This is a genomic window from Acidisarcina sp. (assembly GCA_035539175.1).
Taxonomy (GTDB): Bacteria; Acidobacteriota; Terriglobia; order Terriglobales; family Acidobacteriaceae; genus JANXZS01.
This window is the reverse complement of the sequence record DATLIY010000003.1, coordinates 154,020-171,905: the sequence shown is the minus strand read 5'-3', so window position 1 is coordinate 171,905 and position 17,886 is coordinate 154,020. Positions and strand designations below refer to the sequence as shown.

Annotated in this window: 15 protein-coding genes; 3 read left to right on the top strand and 12 right to left on the bottom strand. The window is 57.0% G+C overall.

Going from position 1 to position 17,886, the window contains the following annotated elements:
- Window positions 1-335 precede the first annotated feature (335 nt).
- The 5 genes from VM554_01025 to VM554_01005 form a co-directional block, all read right to left on the bottom strand.
- Window positions 336-1,592: an SGNH/GDSL hydrolase family protein gene (locus tag VM554_01025; protein HVJ06943.1), complete on the bottom strand. Its 1,257-nt coding sequence runs from the start codon at window positions 1,590-1,592 to the stop codon at window positions 336-338.
- Between the two features lie 25 nt (window positions 1,593-1,617).
- On the bottom strand, window positions 1,618-3,882 hold the full coding sequence (locus VM554_01020; protein ID HVJ06942.1) for a glycoside hydrolase family 3 C-terminal domain-containing protein: 2,265 nt from the start codon (window positions 3,880-3,882) through the stop codon (window positions 1,618-1,620).
- A gap of 80 nt (window positions 3,883-3,962) precedes the next feature.
- A complete protein-coding gene (locus VM554_01015) occupies window positions 3,963-4,949 on the bottom strand; it encodes a PfkB family carbohydrate kinase (protein ID HVJ06941.1) in 987 nt (328 codons plus the stop codon).
- A 39-nt stretch (window positions 4,950-4,988) separates the two neighbouring features.
- Window positions 4,989-6,017: a hypothetical protein gene (locus VM554_01010; protein ID HVJ06940.1), complete on the bottom strand. Its 1,029-nt coding sequence runs from the start codon at window positions 6,015-6,017 to the stop codon at window positions 4,989-4,991.
- Complete coding sequence (locus VM554_01005) at window positions 6,001-6,732, bottom strand: D-lyxose/D-mannose family sugar isomerase (protein HVJ06939.1); 732 nt, start codon at window positions 6,730-6,732, stop codon at window positions 6,001-6,003. The genes VM554_01010 and VM554_01005 overlap by 17 nt, the downstream gene beginning before the upstream one ends.
- 212 nt (window positions 6,733-6,944) lie before the next feature.
- On the opposite strand from VM554_01005, the gene VM554_01000 reads away from it, so the two are divergent.
- Window positions 6,945-8,105 (top strand): substrate-binding domain-containing protein, encoded by a 1,161-nt coding sequence (locus VM554_01000; protein ID HVJ06938.1) that lies wholly within the window; start codon window positions 6,945-6,947, stop codon window positions 8,103-8,105.
- Window positions 8,106-8,273: 168 nt separating this feature from the next.
- Window positions 8,274-8,714 (top strand): thioredoxin domain-containing protein, encoded by a 441-nt coding sequence (locus VM554_00995; GenBank protein ID HVJ06937.1) that lies wholly within the window; start codon window positions 8,274-8,276, stop codon window positions 8,712-8,714.
- Window positions 8,715-8,824: 110 nt separating this feature from the next.
- Here the strand turns inward: VM554_00995 and VM554_00990 are convergent, their stop codons facing one another.
- From VM554_00990 to VM554_00960, 7 genes are all read right to left on the bottom strand, one after another.
- A complete protein-coding gene (locus VM554_00990; protein ID HVJ06936.1) occupies window positions 8,825-11,116 on the bottom strand; it encodes a nitric-oxide reductase large subunit in 2,292 nt (763 codons plus the stop codon).
- Entirely contained in the window at window positions 11,106-11,300 is a 195-nt protein-coding gene (locus tag VM554_00985; GenBank protein HVJ06935.1) for a hypothetical protein, read from the bottom strand. Before VM554_00985 ends, VM554_00990 begins: the two co-directional genes overlap by 11 nt.
- A gap of 223 nt (window positions 11,301-11,523) precedes the next feature.
- Window positions 11,524-13,140 carry a chloride channel protein gene (locus VM554_00980; protein HVJ06934.1) on the bottom strand — a complete coding sequence of 539 codons (1,617 nt, stop codon included), beginning with the start codon at window positions 13,138-13,140 and terminating at the stop codon, window positions 11,524-11,526.
- Window positions 13,137-13,604 carry a MarR family transcriptional regulator gene (locus VM554_00975; GenBank protein HVJ06933.1) on the bottom strand — a complete coding sequence of 156 codons (468 nt, stop codon included), beginning with the start codon at window positions 13,602-13,604 and terminating at the stop codon, window positions 13,137-13,139. Before VM554_00975 ends, VM554_00980 begins: the two co-directional genes overlap by 4 nt.
- Before the next feature lie 90 nt (window positions 13,605-13,694).
- Window positions 13,695-15,050, bottom strand: coding sequence for an NnrS family protein (locus tag VM554_00970; protein HVJ06932.1), 1,356 nt, complete (start codon window positions 15,048-15,050; stop codon window positions 13,695-13,697).
- Window positions 15,051-15,052: 2 nt separating this feature from the next.
- Complete coding sequence (locus tag VM554_00965; protein ID HVJ06931.1) at window positions 15,053-15,805, bottom strand: DUF542 domain-containing protein; 753 nt, start codon at window positions 15,803-15,805, stop codon at window positions 15,053-15,055.
- 76 nt (window positions 15,806-15,881) lie between these two features.
- Window positions 15,882-16,586 carry a Crp/Fnr family transcriptional regulator gene (locus tag VM554_00960; GenBank protein HVJ06930.1) on the bottom strand — a complete coding sequence of 235 codons (705 nt, stop codon included), beginning with the start codon at window positions 16,584-16,586 and terminating at the stop codon, window positions 15,882-15,884.
- Window positions 16,587-16,645: 59 nt separating this feature from the next.
- Here VM554_00960 and VM554_00955 point away from each other — a divergent pair, with 59 nt between their 5' ends.
- Window positions 16,646-17,803, top strand: a complete 1,158-nt coding sequence (locus VM554_00955) for a TIGR04053 family radical SAM/SPASM domain-containing protein (GenBank protein ID HVJ06929.1) — start codon at window positions 16,646-16,648, stop codon at window positions 17,801-17,803.
- Window positions 17,804-17,886: the final 83 nt, after the last annotated feature.

The following is a 17,886-nucleotide window of genomic DNA, read 5'->3' as shown; positions in this document are numbered from 1 at the left end:
CGCTGCAACAGACCTATAGGAGGCTCCAGCAGCGCAGAGCGAACACTTTCTAAACTGCCAGGATCCCCTGATATTTCTCCAAAACAAAGCAACGCATGCCACCTTCACTCTAAGGAGCTATCTCTGGATCCCAGACAAATTCGTCTTACCTGATAAAACACAATCAGCCCGCGCACAACTGTGGCGCACCGGCATCTGCTGGGAGGAGCTCTCCATCCCAGACTCGTTCCAGCGTATTCCCTGCGTAAACGAAGGAGTTGGTAAGCGCATCGTAGCACTGCCCAACTCCCCCTTTGACGAAAATTTCGTCGACGTACATCGCTCGGTCGTCGGGGCTATTGAAAGAAGCTGAGATCGATTGCATTTCCCATTGCACTATAGCCAGCGTCATTGGGGTGCAAATGGTCATGGCTGTCATACGCTGGCAAAAGCATCAGCGGGTTTGCAGGGTCTCGAACGACTTTGTCAAAGTCGACGACTCCATCAAACACGCCGCTGGTGCGGATCCATTGATTCAGCGCTCCGCGAACCACCTCACCTTTTTCGCTGTAATATCCAGCGCCCTTAAATGGAGTGATCGTAGCCGCGAAGATCTTGATGTTGTGGTCATGCGCGCGTGCGGCCAGCTGCTGTAGACCCATCTCCATATCTTCCGCAGTCACCGCATCGGCGGGGTCGTTGTTGCGGACAAGACGCCCGATATCGTTGATGCCCTCAAGCACGATGACGTACTTCACTCCGGATTGCGTCAGCACATCGCGATCGAAACGGGCCAGCGCATTGGGGCCAGTTCCGTCATGCAGCAGCCGGTTGGCACCCATCCCCGCGTTCAGCACGGCAAGATTCGATGTCTTCTCATTGGACTGCAACCTGTGGGCGAGAATATCCGGCCAGCGCCGGTTTGCATCGAGCGATGAATGAACGCCATCCGTAATCGAATCACCCAGGGTCACTACCGCCGCGGCACTCTCCGCAGTGGTCTCTACGTCAACCCCTTTAAGGAAGTACCAGGAAGTAAGCTCCACTGGCGAATCGAATTTTGCCGCTCCGATGAAGTTGCCTTTTTGCAGGTAGCTCGTCTGGTCCGCCTCTCCGTGAAAGGAGGCGACGTCGATCTGCTGCGATGGGAAATAGCAGGTAATCGCAAGATCCGCAAATGGCGGCGTAGCCATGGCTACAACATCGCTCAACGCAATGCTTCCGGGGGGAATGATGATCGACGGTTTGCCATTGAAGGTAACCGGATGATCCGTTTCCGGCTGGATAGTGCCGTGACCTGCGCTGATGGCAACATGCGCGGCGCTAATCTCCAGCGGCTCGGTCCCAAACTCATTGGTAAACCGGATGCGCAGCGACTTGCCGGCAAGCGTGTTGTGCGCAATCTGGCGGAATGTTGCGCCCGCGAAGTCCGGCGTTCGCGAATTGCTTTGGGCAAAGGGTGCATTCGCCCAGCTCCCCACCCAGTGGCCGTTTGCTGGCGTTTCAGCGATAACCGGCAACGGAGCAAGCATCGCCAGCAGACATACGGCTGCAAGATGGATGCCCCTGCGTAGACGCTGCTGATTACCAGCCCGCCATACTTTTGCACACATAGAATTATTTCTCCTTACCAACAAGTTACGGTTTCAAGTCATCCGGCGCAGCCTGCGATAGCACTAGCGACGCATGAAGCGGCAGGTTTGCGGACGAGGTGCCTACCTCCACCACATACTCACCGGCGAGACGATGCCACGCGTTGTCTTCCACGGAAAATATAGAAAGATAGAGCGGGTTAAGAGGGATATCGACGCGTTGGCTCTCTCCCGGAGCAAGGCTAACCCGTCTCCACCCGGCCAGCCTGCGAAAGGGCTCTCCGGATTTCGCGGGCAGCGTTACGTAGACCTGCGCAACTTCATCCCCCTGGCGATCGCCACCGTTGCGGAGATCGAAGCTCACCGACTTTGCCGCAGGATCCACCTGAAGCCCGGAATAGAGGAAGCGCGTGTAAGAGAGTCCGAAGCCAAACGGAAACAGAGGCTGCTTGTTCTTCACTTGAAACCAGCGATACCCAGGGGTTAGACCTTCTCCGTTGTAATCGAGGGTGAAGCCTTCCGGCACAATGGATGCTTTTTTACCATCGACGCCCTGGTTCTTTTTCAGACCGGCCAGACCCGTGACTTGCGGGTACGGGAGGTCAGCTTCCGTAGCAGGAAATGTAACCGGGAGTCTTCCCGATGGATTTGTGCGGCCAAAGAGCACATTAGCGATAGCCTGGCCGCCCCCGATTCCCGGATACCATGCTTCGAGAATTCCTTTTACCTGGAGAGCCCACGGCATTTTGACCGGGCCTCCAGTCTCCAGCACGACAATCGTGTTGGGATTGGCGGCTGCTACGGCGGTGACAAGATCATCCTGCCGATTGGGCAAGCTCAGAGTCTCTGCATCGTGACCTTCGGCCATCCATTGGTCTACAAAGACGAGAGCCACCTGGGCGGCGGCGGCGATCCTGGCCGACTTCGCCAGATCAGCTCCGCTGTCATAGGTGATCGTGGTCTCCGGTTGCGCCAACTCGCGCACGCAGCGCAGCGGCGAGGATGGGAAATAGACAGGCGTATCGGTCCAGAGCGGAGTGCTGTGTGCCGGATCGATCGCATTGCCTCCGGGCGGGTCCACCTGGGCCGAGCCGCCGCCGGATAGAACCCCAACGTCTGCATGCCCACCGATCACAGCAATACTGCGAATGCGTTCGCGGGAGAGCGGAAGAATGCTGCCCTCGTTCCGCAGCAGGACGATGCTCTCTTCTTCGATCTTCTGCGCCTCATCACGACCGCGGAAGGGATCGACAACACGGCGAACGGGTGGGTCATCCACGATGCCGTTCGCGAACATGCTGCGAACGATGCGATGCACCATGTCATCCAGGCGGCTCTGCGGAACTTGCCCCTTAAGCACGGCTTCCTTGAGCGGAGCACCGAAGTACCAGCCGCCTGCCTGCTCCTGGTCGAGTCCGGCCAATGCAGCCTTGACCGTGCTGTGCGTGCCCCCCCAATCCGATAGAACCCACCCCTTGAAGCCAAAATCATGCTTGAGGACATGGTTCAGGTTGGAATCATTCTCGCAGGCATAATCTCCATTGACGCGGTTGTAGGAGCACATGATGCCAGCCGGCTGGCCGATGCCGATCGCAATCTGAAACGCAAGCAGATCCGTCTCGCGAAGAGCGCGTGGATTGAGAACCGCGTTGAGAGACTCGCGACCGGTCTCCTGATCGTTCAGCACGTAGTGCTTGAGATCTCCCATGACATGGTTGGATTGGAGGCCACGGGCCAGCTCGCCGACCATAACGCCGGAGAGAATGGGATCCTCACTTGCGTACTCAAAATTGCGGCCGTTACGCGGCTCGCGAATCAGGTTGACGCCCCCTCCGATCGACATGTTGAATCCCTGGTCGCGCAGCTCGCGGCCAATGACAGAGCCGTACAAATAGGCAGCCGTCGTATCCCAGCTAGCAGCCATGCCAAGGACGGAGGGAAGCAGGGTTGCATATCGACTCTGCAAAGCGCCCATGCGCACACCGACGGCAGAATCCGCGAGATTGATGTCTGGAAGGCGCAGCCGGGGAATGCCGGGGACGTAGCCAGCACCAAGATTGTGGCCCTTCGGGAGAGTTGCCCCGGAGAGAAGATACCCTACGCCGCCCTCTCCATGAACCAACTGAATCTTCTCGTCGAGCGTCATCTCATGAATCACCAGATCCGCTCGAGTGTCGGGGTCAAGCACGGGATTCATCCAGGGAAGCTGCTGCTTCAGCGGAGCAGTTGCAGCCTTCGTTTGAGCCATGCCGTGCAAGCAGCCAGAAGCGAAACCGGCGAGCACAAGCAAAGCGATTGGGGCGATCCTCATGAAGCATCCTTCCTTTGAAACGAAAGATGGAACATTGCAGTGTTGAATCTTGTATACGCAGCCAGCTACACGTACGGAAGCTAGCTGGTTGCCACCAGTTGCAGGTCAGCAATCTTCTTCAGCAATTCTGCTGGAACGGAACCGCGCTGCAGCGAACCGAGGAAACGAAGAATATCCTCTAACGTAGGAAGCGCATCCCAGCCTCTTTGCCGGCCTCCCGCGGCAGACGCTTTGATGGCAGCCGCGGCGGATGCAAATGTTATCGCCTCCCACGGAGAAAAGCCCCGGGCGATGCCAAGCGCGAACGCCCCGTGAAACGTATCTCCGCAGCCATTCGTGTCAAACGCCTGCACAGGAAATGCCGGAACATGCGTAATCGTCGCATCGGATCCGAGGCTGTAATAGCATCCCTCCGCTCCGGAGGTTACAACCGTGGCCAGGCGCCCGGTTCGCGACAAGCCGGCGCAGGCTTCGCGAGGATTCGTCGTACTGCTTGCCCAGCAGGCAAACTCCTCCGGCACGATCAGATAATCCGCAAGATTCGCCATGCGGAGCGCGTCTTCCGTCTGCCCTTCAATATCGCCGAGGATGGGCACATGCAGATTCCTGACCTTTTCTGCAACCTGGATCAATGCGGGATCCGCTACGTGATCGAGAAGAACGATCTCTGCGGATTGTATGAGTGATTCTGGAATATCCTCGCCCGCTATCGGCTTAAACATGGAAGCGTCAAAGAACACATTGCGGCTTCCCACACGATCGACGACGATGAAGCTATGGTAGGGCGCCGAATCTGCGTCGTGAATGATGTGCGCAGTATCAACGCCACGCCTGAGCAGTCCTGACTTGATGTAAGTCGAAAGCTCGTCGTCGCCAAAGCGCGCAATGTATGCGGACCGGCCCTGGAGCGTCCCCACGGCGGCAACCGCGGTGCACGCCGGGCCGCCGCCATGCCGCTCCACCGCGGTGAGCGGCGTTTTTACATTGGGCCGCGGGTAGTCGGAGACATAGAGCATGTCATCCACCGCTGCGACGCCGACCGAAAGTACATCGTAACGCTTTGCCATCCGGGTCCTTTTTACGCGCTGCAGTTCAGACTCATCGACTCAGCTGGCGCTTCCGTAATTCAGAATTGCGGTCGTGAGCTGTAAGTCCAACTCCAGCGGACGATGGGGAGCGATGCCGGCCTTCTTGAGCTCGGAGTGATAAGCCTTCACCGCCTCCGCGGGCAGGATCTCGCCGTCGGCAACATGACGAAGATACTCGACAAACAACAGCTGATCCTCGGCGACATTAATTTTTCTGCCGAAAAGAGCAACTCGGGCGCCATGCTGCTTGGCGCTATGCAGAAGCGCAAACGCGTCATGCGTGGTTCCCGCCGATCCCCCCAGCACACCCACAATCATCGATGGATCGTAGGTGCATATTTCCTCCATCGCCGCAGCGCCATAGTACGGAATCTTCAAAAAGCGTGGCCGCGCCTTTGAAGGTACTCCGGCGAGGAGCCGAACAATATGATCGTTCAGAAATGACGGAATCATCTCATCGGAAAGCCCATGCACTTCAGCGGGGACATTCGGCCCGAAGACTTCGAGGAAGTGATGGAATCCACTCTTCTCCGCATCGATGCGAAACGCCTTATACGCTTCCATCGTCGCCAGATCGCGCTCGGGATCGTTATTAAACGTTACCGAATACAAACCGAGATTCGCGCCGGCATTTCTCTCTTCTGCATTCGGAGAAAGCTTTCCATGCTGAATATGTTCTATGGTTGCTGACGCGAAGGGCCGGGAGGGAGCAGTAGGATACTGCGCCCCACGAATGACGTGAACATCGGTCGTGTCATTGGCTCTCACCGCTGGCGTCACAGCAGAGCGATCGAAGATGCGCTCCTGAATCGTAAGCAGCTCGGAGGTACTGGCAGACATCAGCGTAATGTCAACCAGTCCCTGGGCAACGATTTCGCGAATCTTATCGCGGTACTCCGCCAGAGATCGAGGCCGCCCATCATTTCGCTTCCCCGGAGCAGCGATACCAAAGGCCATGTCTGCATCCTTGGCATCGGCCAGAATAAAGGTATCGCTGTGTGGCTTCGCGCGCAGAAGCGCCAGCTTGGCTTCAAGAGTTTTTTCCATTGGTCTCCTGGGAATTGGTAACGCGCTGAGAAGCTAACTGCTGCGGAACCGGGTATTCGGTACAGAGGAGGCGAAGCGGAGCCTCGTCCTCCACAACTTCAGGATATCGAGGGATAGGCTCGAAGAAGTGATTATCGTTGCTATCCGAATTCAACGTTGACACTTCGCCGATCAAGCCCGGTCCGCCTACCGCGTGGAAGGTGTGATAGAGCCGGGGAGTAATTGTGATCGATTCTCCATGGCGAAGGAAGATCGTTCCGCCAGCCTTGCAATGCCGGCGAAACCCGTCGCAGGTTACGACAACCGGAGTATCGGCAAGACCACCGTCAGCAGTGGAGTTATATAGCTGCACCGCCAGGTCTCCCGTCCCCTTGCCGCCTCGATTAATAATGTCTTCCGTCTTCCTATAGTGGAAATGCAGCGGCGTCACCTGCCGCTCGCGTACATGCATGATCTTTTCCGAATACATGCATTGATTTCCCTTGGACGGAATGCCATTTCTGAGTGCAAAAAGAGTCAATCCAATAGACTCGAAATTTCCTGAATTGAAATCCGTGACATCCCAACCGAGTTCGCGGCTGGCAAATTCACTCACCTCATCCAGTTCTGCCCATGTCTCGCGAGTCCAGCTTGCAAAAGGAGGAAGAGCAAACTGATGTCTCGCAAAAAATTCGATGGCAGAAGCAATTGCAATATTGATTTCAGATCTCTTCACTGACCCCTTCCACTTGGACCGCATATCGACACCCGGAATCATAGGCACCGTGTACAGCGGTCGGCTACAGTGAAAGCGGATGAGGTTGTACGTTTTACCTGACAAAACGTTATTGTCGGAAGTCCGAAGAAAAAGAGTGAATTGATACAGGGTTCTTCCCAATTTGGGGGATGGCGACGCCCCAATTGAGAAGTGATAGACTGTTTTGCTGTATGGAACACGACGACGCACAGTACCCCGAGCGCAAACGCTCCTATACGATCCAATCCATAGTTCGCGCGGTTTCGGTTTTGAACGCCTTCGCGTCTACCTCCGAAGTTCTCGATCTGCGGAACGTCACCGAAAAGGTCCACCTGAACAAAGGCACAACCTTCAGAATCCTCGAGACGCTTGTAGAGACAGGGATACTGGAACGGGCAGGCAAACAGGGATACCGCTCGCGCATCCGTACCACGCGCGTGAAGCGCTTTCGCATTGGTTATGCGTCACAGAGCCATCTTCTGCCCTTCACCGCCGCGGTTACGGATGGCTTGATATCGGCAGCCAGCGCCGCCAACATGGACCTGCTGGTCCTGAACAATAAATTCAGCGCGACGGCAGCCTTGCAGAATGCGGATCGATTCATTGCGGAACGGGTCGACCTGGTAATTGATTCGCAGATCAATGTGAGCGTAGCAGCCCAGATTGCGGCAAAATTTTCGGATGCGGGTATACCCTTCATCGCCATCGATATTCCACATCCCGGCGCGGTCTATTTCGGTGCGGATAATTACAAGGCAGGGCGCATGGCCGGCCGCTACCTTGCGCGGTGGACGACAAAGAATTGGAATGGGCATGCCGAGCAACTGATTCTTCTCGGTGTCGACGCGGCCGGATCCCTGCTGAATACGCGCCTCAGCGGAGTGGTCGACGGTCTTTGCGAACTCCTGCCTATAGCGCAAACGATCCCCAACCAGCATTACGATACGAAGGGCGGAAGGTTTGAAGCTACGCTGAATGTGATGAGGAAACACCTTCGCCGATGCAAGCCTCGCCGTACGCTTATTGGAGCGGTGAATGACACCACCGCATTGGCTGCGTTGCAGGCTTTTCGGGAGGTCGGCCTCGAACAGCAGTGTGCGATCGTCGGTCAGGATGCCAGCTTTCAGGCCAGGGAAACGATGCGAAGCGCATCAACGCGGCTGGTCTGCACCGTCGCCTACTTTCCTGAGACCTACGGGGCGCGCCTGATTGAAGTTGCCAACGACATCCTCAACCATAGGCCCGTAGCTCCAGCCATCTTCACGCAACACCAGTTGGTGACTCCGGAAAATGTAGACAAGGTCTATCCGAATGATGCCTGGATGAAAGATGGTCCAAAGAGTCGCGTGTAGAAATTGTGATTTGCCGCGAACGTACCGCTGTGTTGAAGGGGGGAACCGGCACGGGAATTCCCGAGCCGGCTTGCCTCGGAATCTGGTATTTTCAGTGTGAATTGCGTGGCCATCCAAACTTGCAACCGGATTGCATCCTATCTCCTAAAGAGTTTACGGTAGGTATCCATGCCAGTACTTCGTGTATGCCAGAGTTGTAAGCAGAAGAATCGAATCCCCTCCAGCCATCTTGCAGACACAGGCCGCTGTGGCGCATGCAAGGTTCCCCTACCTCCGCTCGCGGAGCCTCTACAGGTCGACAACGAACTCTTCGATGAGATTGTTAGAGATTCCCGCGTGCCGGTGCTGGTGGATTTCTGGGCCGCGTGGTGCGGACCGTGCCGAATGGCGGCTCCCGAGGTTGCCCGAGTGGCTGCGGATATGGCCGGCCATGCAGTTGTTCTCAAGGTAGATACGGAGCGGTATCCCGAGCTTGCCGGGCGATTCAATGTGCGCGGCATCCCCAATTTCGCTGTCTTTCATGGCGGCCATCTGGTGAAGCAGCAGGCCGGTCTGGTCGACCATAAAGTTATGGAAGAATGGCTGCGATCCGCCCAGATCAATAGCTGAAGCTCACTCCGCCCATATAGCCCCAAAAGCACAAATGCAGGAATGCGCCGCCACAACCTCGTGACGGCGCACTCCTGGTGAAAAGACAGTTCGTTATTTTTCCTGAACGATTAATCGCCTGCCGTTACCAACTCATCCTGTGCAGCTCTGGAACGGCCTGCAACCTCACCATCCCCGCGATTGTCGAACGAGTGCCCGGTAAGCAGTCCCAGAACAAACCAGGCGAATGCGGCGGCTCCGATGGAAAACAGGATATCCCCCGGAACGCGCAGCCAGCGCAAGGTATTCATGGGTCCGGCCTGCATGAACTCCGCAGAACGCGCATACCATGTGCCGTATTGGATCGACGCCCAGACCTGCAGCAGGCCCACTGGCAGCATGCTAAACAGAACCATAAACGCCAACCCAAGATTGATGCACCAGAAGGACATTTTGAGCGCCCCTTGCTTCCACGGTCTCGCCGGACGCATTGCGCGCAGGCAGAACAGCGTAAGCCCAAGGCCAAGCATGCCGTAGACACCAAACAACGCGGTATGTCCGTGCACCGGAGTCGTGTTGAGCCCCTGCATGTAGTACAGAGCTACTGGAGGATTGATGAGGAAGCCAAACACCCCGGCGCCCACCAGGTTCCAGAAAGATACAGCGACAAAGAAGTAGATTGGCCAACGGTAGTTCGCAATCCAGGGAGCCTTCTCGGTGGCTCGTGTAAGCCGGATATTCTCCCATGCCTCGTATCCAACCAGCGTCAGCGGAACCACCTCAAGCGCACTGAAGACAGCGCCCAGCGCGATTACCGCAGCCGATGCCCCGGTGAAGTAGAGATGATGGAAGGTTCCAATAATTCCGCCAGCAAGAAAGATCGTCGTGGAAAAGAGGACCGCCTTGGTCGCGGTACGGATTTCGATAAGCTTCATCCGGGTGAACAGGAATGCAATCACCACAGTTGCAAATACCTCAAAGAAGCCTTCGACCCAGAGGTGAACAACCCACCAGCGCCAATACTCGGCGGTAACCAGGTGCGAACGCTGCCCATACATCAACCCTGCGGCATAGAACAGTGGGATAGCGATGCTGGAGACCAGGAAGAGAATCAGCAGAGAACGATCCTCACTCTGCTTGACCAGTGCGGGCTTCAGCGAGCGGCCCATCAGGAAGAGCCATAGAACCAATCCAACAAAGAGGAGTATCTGCCAGAAGCGCCCGAGGTCCACATACTCATATCCCTGGCTTCCGAACCAGAACCACAGGTTGCCGAGCTTCTGCTGGATGCCAAACCACTCTCCCGCAAGCGATCCGCCAACGACAAGAATGAGCGCAGCAAAAAGTATATTGACGCCTATGCGCTGGCCCTTTGGCTCATAGCCCGTAACCGCGGGTCCCACATACAATCCCGTAGCAAGCCACGAGGTCGCAATCCAGAAGATAGCTATCTGCAGATGCCAGGTGCGGGTGATGGAATAAGGCAGATATCGATCCAGCGGGAATCCATAGAATCCCTGGCCTTCAACGCCATAGTGCGCAGTGATAACACCCATCAGGATCTGCACACCCCACAGAATCACTACGACGAAGAAGTACTTCATCGTTGCCTTCTGCGATGGTGTTGCCTGCATCCCCAGGAATGGGTCTGTTTTCGGAAGCACGAGGTGGCTTACAGCTTTCTCCTGCGAGGAGTACCACCAGACAAGCCCGCCAATACTCGCTAGCAGTAGTACGAAGCTGATCACGCTCCACAGGATCGCGCCGGAGGTAGGTTGATTTCCCACCAGCGGCTCATGTGGCCAATTGTTGGTGTATGTTGTGGCCGAGCCAGGACGCTCGGTACTTGCAGCCCAGGAGGTCCACCAGAAGAAGTTCGCCATCTGGCGCGCTTTCACAGGATCCGTCAAAGCCTTCTGAGGAATCGCGTACTCTTTGCGACCATTGGCGAAGACGTTCGCGTAGTAGCTCGACAACTGCCGATACGCTGCCACGCGCTCCGGACCAATCGTGACGCGGTTCTGAGCCTTGTCATAGGTGTTGGCACGCATTACGCGAATCAGGCGAGCCTTCAGAACAGCCTGCTGATCCAGGTTTAACAATGCAAAGTCTGCGGCTCCCGCCTGATTCGCCCAGATGTTGAGCAGGATCTCAGACTCACGATGCAACCAGTCGGCACTCCAGTCAGGAGCAACATAGGCGCCGTGGCCCCATACCGTGCCAATCTCCTGACCACCGATCGATTGCCAGACTCCCTGACCATCGGTAATGGAACTGCCAGTAAAGAGTAGTTGCCCGTCCGTACTATATACATCGGGGAGTGGTGGAGCTTCGCTGATCATCTGCCGCCCGACTCCTCCAAGAACGGCGAATGATGCAAGGATGACGATGGCCAAAGCCAGCCAATGACGCTTAAAGGACATGATGTTTCCTCGACGATGGATGAGAGGCGCGCCGTTCGGTGCGCGCGGAAAGTGTGGGGCCGAAGTAAGCTGTAAGAGCAAGGTTCACCGCAAACAGCGCGAGGTAGACCCAGCGGCCCGATATGGCTCCCAGATCAGGAGCCCGAAAAATGACGGCGATAGAAGAGGTGTTGATGCAGATCATAAAGGTTGCTCGTTGCCAGTGCTATCTGCAACATAAAACGTAGGCTGGCAGCGATGCAGGGACTTAAGTCACAGGAAGAATCTTTAGCGTCGCATACGCTCCTTTATGGATGGGTTGTGGTAGATACTCTTTTCGCCGTGGAGCACACAACAGATTTGTAGCAGCAGAAGTAGCAGTTTTCTGGTCGATAGGCAGCACAACGGCGAAGGAGGAGGTTCCTGGATTACTCGTCCTTCGCCGGAACAAGGCTCCCGAAGAGGCGAAGGCGCTCCTGCTCCCGCGTCACCGCTTTGCGACGCCCCAGGAGAAGGTCTTCAAGCGTAACCGTGCCACACACGGCATGTGTCATGCGGTCGACCACCGGCAGGCGGGTCACTCCTTCCGTCGCCATTTGTTCCGCAACGCCGCGGCAGGTAGTATCCGCGTATACGTACTGCTCGGGAAGATCATTTGTGTCGGCGCTCTCGGGCGCCTGGATCTCTGTCATCAATTCCCGCACGATAATCAGCTCTAACGGATCGACGCCATATTCGCGCGTCAGGTGATACCCTCGTCGGCTGAGTTTTTCAGTCAGGATGGAGCGCGGCATCACCAGTGCCGTCACCAGGTACGCTGCGATGCAGGCCAGCATCAGCGGCATCAACGCCGGTAAACAATGCGTCAGTTCCAGGCTGAAGAGCATCGCGGTAATTGGCACACCCAGCGAGCCCGCCAGCATCGCTCCCATACCCAGCAGGGCCCAGAATGCCTGCGCCTCAGTGGTGGCATGCGCAAAATGTCCAGCCATAGCGCCAATTGCGCCGCCGATCATGAGCAGCGGAGCCAGCACACCGCCAGAGGTTCCGGACCCGAGCGAGAACGCCCACATGAGGGACTTCGCAAGGAGGATGCCTACTATCAGACCCGTCGATGCGTTCCCTCGCAGCAACTCGGCAATATTGTCGTAGCCCACGCCAAGACCGCGCGGAAAGAATAGCCCACCAATGCCGATGCCAACTGCGCCAATCGCAGGCCACCACATCCAATGCACGCGCATTGCGCCAAACAGATCTTCAAATCCGTACATGATGCGGCTTAGAACAGCGGCTGCGAGCCCGACAATCATGCCAAGCAGGAGCGCTCCAATAGCAACGGAAACCGTGCGAACGCCATGGATCGCCGGCATTTGAAATAAAGGCCCAGCACCCAGCCAGTGGACTCGCAGGATTGCGGCGACGGCGCTCGCAAGTGCGACGGGTACAAGGCTGCGCGGTCGCCATTCAAACAGCAGCAGCTCCACCGCCAGCATGGTCGCGGCAAGAGGAGTCTCAAAAGTAGCCGACATACCCGCCGCCGCGCCCGCCACCAGCAGCGTTGTCCGCTCGGCATCGGTCAGATGGATCCATTGGGCAACCAGTGAGCCGAAGGCTCCGCCCGTCATAATGATTGGGCCTTCCGCACCGAACGGTCCTCCTGAGCCAATAGCGATTGCAGCAGAGATTGGCTTGAGGATCGCGATCTTCGGGTCCACGCGGGCCCGATGCAGAAGGATCGCTTCAATCGCCTCAGGAATTCCATGGCCGCGAATTTTCTCCGAGCCATAGCGGGCCATCAGTCCAACCAAGAGACCACCAATCACTGGAACCACTGCCATCCAATAGCCAAGCGGGCTGCCAGCGGGAGATACCAGCGCCGTACTGAAGCGATGGAAATAGAAGAGATTGGTTGCGAGGCCAATCAATCGCAAGAGCACAACCGCCAGAAGAGTGGCTCCTGCACCAATCACGATAGCGATGGCCGAGATAATCCAAACCCGTCCGTCGACCGTAAAGTCACGTAGTACTGAAGGCTCAGATCTCATGCGCTCGCCTTTTTTGTGTTTTTCAGATTCGGCTTGTCCATCGCCTGAATGCGCTTTAAAGCCTGGATGAGACGGGGACCAAATTCGTTTAGCTCACGCGCGTGGTGTGCAGATAGATCCGCGAGGATGTGCTGCCCGTGCGGAGTTAGACAGAGCAATACGCAGCGATGATCCTGCGGATCCTGACGGCGAACGATCAGACCAGCCTCTTCACAGCGATTGCTCAACTCCACCACACTGTTGTGGCGAAGCCCGAGGCGCTCTGCTGCATAAGCCACGGTTGGCGCCACTCCCTCCGGCGCACCCGCAATTTGCAACAGAAGCTGATGTTGCTGGGGCTGAAGGTTTACCTCAGCCGCTGCCTGTTCGCTGAAGTGCAAAAACCTCCGCAGTTCGTGACGGAACTCAGCAAGCACCTGGAGTTGCTGAGCCGAGCACGCATTCTCTTCATCTATCTTCGTCATCGTTGATATATCGTATCACGATATATATTGAGACGAAAGGTCTGCTCCGGTTGCTTGCTATGTCGCGATACCAGCAACAGGCAGGCTGCTCTAAGCAACCTTTGCTTGCTGAGAACTGTTCTGCGCAAAGGTAGAGCGGCCCGCCAGGAAAGTAAGTGAAAGATTGATCGCAAAGAGAAGCACTGCGGTCAGTTCCAGAACTCCGGAGAGAGGCAGGACCTTCCATCCGAAGGAGGCCAGCCCTTCATACGCCAGCGACTCGGAGGACACGCGGAGCGTGCATCCTGTCTGCACCAGAAGAAGGCTGAGAAACATGAGGCGCTTGCTGAAGATCGCATAGACGCCACCGAAGTGAGGAAGAATGCGCGGCCCGATGGCGAAGACCATCGTGGCGGCGAATCCAACCGTAAGTGCATGGCGGGAGGCACCCCAGAAACCGCCGTGATGGTCAGCGAATGCAGCCACAACACTCAGCCCGCCTGCGATCACCAGCCAGCCATACGCGATGCGGATAAACACCGGAAAACTTGGATGGATTCCCTGCACCTTTGCGTGTCCCCTGGGTCGCTCGGCGAGATGAAGCGCAGCACATACGACAATCGCGCTTGTGGCCAGCAGAATCGTCGCAAGGGGTGTCCAGCCGCTTGCGCCGCATAGCACACCAGCGAGGTCAAGAAACAGAGCCAACTTCAATCCGGAAGCATTGGGTTTCGCAAGCGCCAGAAAAGTGGGCAGCCAGCGTGCGGAGAATCCCCAGACAAATGGAACCAGGAATCCCCACCCCAGAAGCACCAGGTATTTCTGGTCGAGAGCATGAGGAAAGGAACGCAGGGAACCTTGAATCGCAAGCTGAACACATTCGATGAGATTGAAGATAACCGATGCAACCAGCCCTGCGGTCCCGACCATGACGGAAATCATCCACACTTCCATCCTGGATTCGCGCGGTTTGCCGGCCTCCGCATCGGGAAGCTTGTGTTGCAGTGCCGCCTTCAGAAACAGAAGCACCGCGAGAAATTCAAAGGCAGCCGACACCGGCAGCAGAATTCGCCAATGCCAGCCGTAGATGTTCCCCACCCATCGCAGTGCTACCCCTGAGGTCCACAATACAAAAGACGTCAGCGGAATCCTATTTGTGGGCTGTGCCTTGGATGGCTGCGAATAGAAGCCAATGCCGAGGATGAAGCTTCCAATCCAGCCAAAGACCTGCGCATGCCCGTGGCCTTCAATCCACGAGGCTGGCAGCGACGCGAGCCCGTGATGGGAGCTGATCGCCAGCAAGTTCGAGAAGCCCATAAGCGTTCCCGGCAGCGCCATAAAGAAGAGCCCGCTCACGATCCACGCGCGCAGCATCAGGCTCTTGCGCCGTTCGCGAACGATTGCAGCCAGGGCGACGTTTTCCTGCTCGCCTGGTACGCTTCGAGTGGATTGCTCTGTTGCGGTCACGGCTACCTCCGGCCTTGCAGCTCTGTTTCCATAGCGATTGCGCGCGGAAACAGAAAGTCATTTTCCAGGCGGATATGCTCTCGCAGATTGACTTCATATCGGCGCAAGCCTTCGAACAGCGCCTGATGGGTTGTGCACGCTCCGGCGGGTAGTTCGAAGTCTTTCGTCGCTCTTCGCATCTCGGCATACACGGCGCTGGTGAATTCATGCTCCTGCGCCATCACAAAGACAGGGTGAGTCAGCGTTTTGAAGTGGGAGTGCAGAGAGGGGGAGCCAAGTGTCGAGTTCTCTTCCATGTCGGCAATCACTGGGAAGAGGACCTGCTCCTCCTTGCCGATGTGCTTGAGCAAGCCCCTGTGCAGTTGTTCAATCAACTGTTCGATCTGCCTCAACTCGGGAGAATCCTCCGCGCGCCTTTCCACCAGCTTGTGCGCCATCCGAAGGAGTTCCGGAAGCTCTTGCCGAACGCCCTGATGATGTCTGCGTACGATGTGCTGGATGAGGCGCGTCAGGGAGAGCGTGGATGGATCGATAGCGGCAGCGGTGCCGTTTTCCGTAGCTTTCGCCTCGTCCAGTTTCTGCAAGAGCTGGTCGAGCGAGAGGCTTAGTTCGGAGCAGGCCTCAGCGAGCGACTTATCTGCGAGCGTACATAGATCGATCTCGAATCGCGCGAAGAGATTCACGGCGGATGGCTGTTCAGCGGCGATCTCGCGAAGCGTTTGCGTGGCAGTGGCGGACATAACAGTGGCGGACATAAGATGCTCTCCACTTACAACCGTAGCCGGATGCCTGGTTCTCAGCAGTAACTTATGTCACTCAGGATTGCTGGAATTACTGGGAACCATCCAGCAGTGAGTGGAGCCCCTTCAGATCCTTCACAATGATCTGCCTTGCATCTACATCGAGTAGCCCTTCCGCGTGCAAACGGGTAAGGTTGCGCGAAACCAGCTCACGCACAGTTCCGAGTTGATTCGCCAATTCCTGATGGCTGGCAGGAAGAAGGAACTCGATACCGCGAGCGGTCTTTCTGCCTTCGCTCTCGGCCAAGCGCACCAGGGCAGAGACGAGACGCTGGCGAATCGTAGTAAAAGACAGCTCTTCAATAATGCCGACCAGGCGTCGCAATCTGCCACCGACGACGGCAAGCACCTTCAGGGCAACCTCGGGGTGCTCCCGGCAAAATGCCTGAAAATCGCGGCGAGAGATAAAAGCGATCTCGGTATCCTCCAACGCGACCGCGGAGGCGGGAAAAGGGCCGCCATCAAAGACGGGCAGCTCGGCAATGGATTCGCCCGCACCATTCACAGCAAGCACCTGCTCGCGTCCGCTCACGGAGGTCTTGAAGATCCTGACCTTTCCGCGAGCGATGATGTGCAATCCGTTGCAGGGCTCGCCTTCGGAGAAGATCAACTCCCCTGCACTCAGCAACTTCCTCACCGTCCGGGCGGCCAGCGATCCCAGCTCGGCAGGAGACAGACTCGACAATAAAGGTGTCCTTTGCAGGACGGCAGCCAGATCCATGCGTTCAGCGCTCACCCGCAAATTCTATCAGTGTGCGACTTTGGTCACTGCGCGGCAGCGCAGATCGCAGTCTTATGGTGGATATGAACCCGCTGATGCATACCACCAACTTTGATGAGCGCCCATTCATAGCTATATGGGAGGTTACCCAAGCCTGCGATCTGGCTTGCGTCCACTGCCGCGCCTCGGCGCAGCCCGAACGCCATCCCTCCGAGTTGACGACCGAAGAGGGGAAGCAGTTGATCGACCAGATCGCGAGCCTGCAGGTTCCGGTCTTCGTGCTCACGGGCGGCGATCCGATCAAGCGGCCGGATCTCTTCGAGCTCATCCGCCATGCGCGGGAGGTGGGTGTCCGCGTATCCCTGACGCCGAGCGCAACCCCCCTGTTGACCCGGGAGATCATTGTTCGCCTGAAAGAAGCAGGATTGGCAAGGCTTGCCGTCAGCATGGATGGCGCCAGCGCAGAAACGCACGATGCATTTCGGGGAATGTCAGGGTCGTTCGCGCGCACGCTCGATGCCATTCGCTGGGCCAACGAAATCGGCCTGCCGGTACAGATCAACACCACGTTCAGCCGCCGCAATATTGGAGAAATCGACGCGATCGTGAGTCTGATGGAGCACCTGAAGATCACTCTCTGGAGTGTGTTCTTCCTGGTGCCCACCGGACGCGGAAAGCTGAACGACCTGTTGAGCGCCGATGAATTCGAGGAGGTCTTCGCAAGACTCTACAGCCTCTCCAAGACGGCGTCCTTTGATATCAAAACCACAGAAGCGCAGCATTTCAGACGCTATGCCCTGCAACAGCGCGTGCGCGAACGGAAGGCGGGAGTGAGCGACTCCGAGGATCACGCAAAAGCACTGGACACTATTGGGCGCGCTCCTCGCGGCTTGAACGACGGCAAGGGATTCGTATTTATTTCCCACAAGGGAGAGGTCTTCCCCAGCGGATTTCTGCCTATGTCTGCCGGGAGCATCCGCCAGCAGAGTCTGGCGACGATCTACCGCGATTCGCCGCTGTTCAAGAGCCTGCGGGACACCTCCCAGTTGGAGGGGAAATGCGGCGCGTGCGAGTTTAAGGAGATCTGCGGCGGATCCCGGTCGCGGGCCTATGCTCTAACGGGAAACCCGCATTCCGAAGAGCCCTGCTGCTCCTATGTGCCGAAGGGCTATCACCAGCCAGCCGCAAGCCTGAAGAAAGCAACGACGCTCCACGTACTGCAAGGGGCCTGAGAAGGAAACGCGCAGGCCCCCCTGATGCACTCGCAGGTCTCTGCTAACCCAGGTTACCGATTACCGGGACAATAACCGGAAAC

Coding starts and splice junctions, on each gene's coding strand:
- VM554_01015 (HVJ06941.1), bottom strand. CDS start 4,949: ATGGCAAAGCGTTACGATGTACTTTCGGTCGGCGTCGCAGCGGTGGAT.
- VM554_01010 (HVJ06940.1), bottom strand. CDS start 6,017: ATGGAAAAAACTCTTGAAGCCAAGCTGGCGCTTCTGCGCGCGAAGCCA.
- VM554_00980 (HVJ06934.1), bottom strand. CDS start 13,140: ATGAGATCTGAGCCTTCAGTACTACGTGACTTTACGGTCGACGGACGG.
- VM554_00995 (HVJ06937.1), top strand. CDS start 8,274: ATGCCAGTACTTCGTGTATGCCAGAGTTGTAAGCAGAAGAATCGAATC.
- VM554_00990 (HVJ06936.1), bottom strand. CDS start 11,116: ATGTCCTTTAAGCGTCATTGGCTGGCTTTGGCCATCGTCATCCTTGCA.
- VM554_01000 (HVJ06938.1), top strand. CDS start 6,945: ATGGAACACGACGACGCACAGTACCCCGAGCGCAAACGCTCCTATACG.
- VM554_00965 (HVJ06931.1), bottom strand. CDS start 15,805: ATGTCCGCCACTGTTATGTCCGCCACTGCCACGCAAACGCTTCGCGAG.
- VM554_00955 (HVJ06929.1), top strand. CDS start 16,646: ATGGTGGATATGAACCCGCTGATGCATACCACCAACTTTGATGAGCGC.
- VM554_01020 (HVJ06942.1), bottom strand. CDS start 3,882: ATGAGGATCGCCCCAATCGCTTTGCTTGTGCTCGCCGGTTTCGCTTCT.
- VM554_00985 (HVJ06935.1), bottom strand. CDS start 11,300: ATGATCTGCATCAACACCTCTTCTATCGCCGTCATTTTTCGGGCTCCT.
- VM554_00975 (HVJ06933.1), bottom strand. CDS start 13,604: ATGACGAAGATAGATGAAGAGAATGCGTGCTCGGCTCAGCAACTCCAG.
- VM554_01025 (HVJ06943.1), bottom strand. CDS start 1,592: ATGTGTGCAAAAGTATGGCGGGCTGGTAATCAGCAGCGTCTACGCAGG.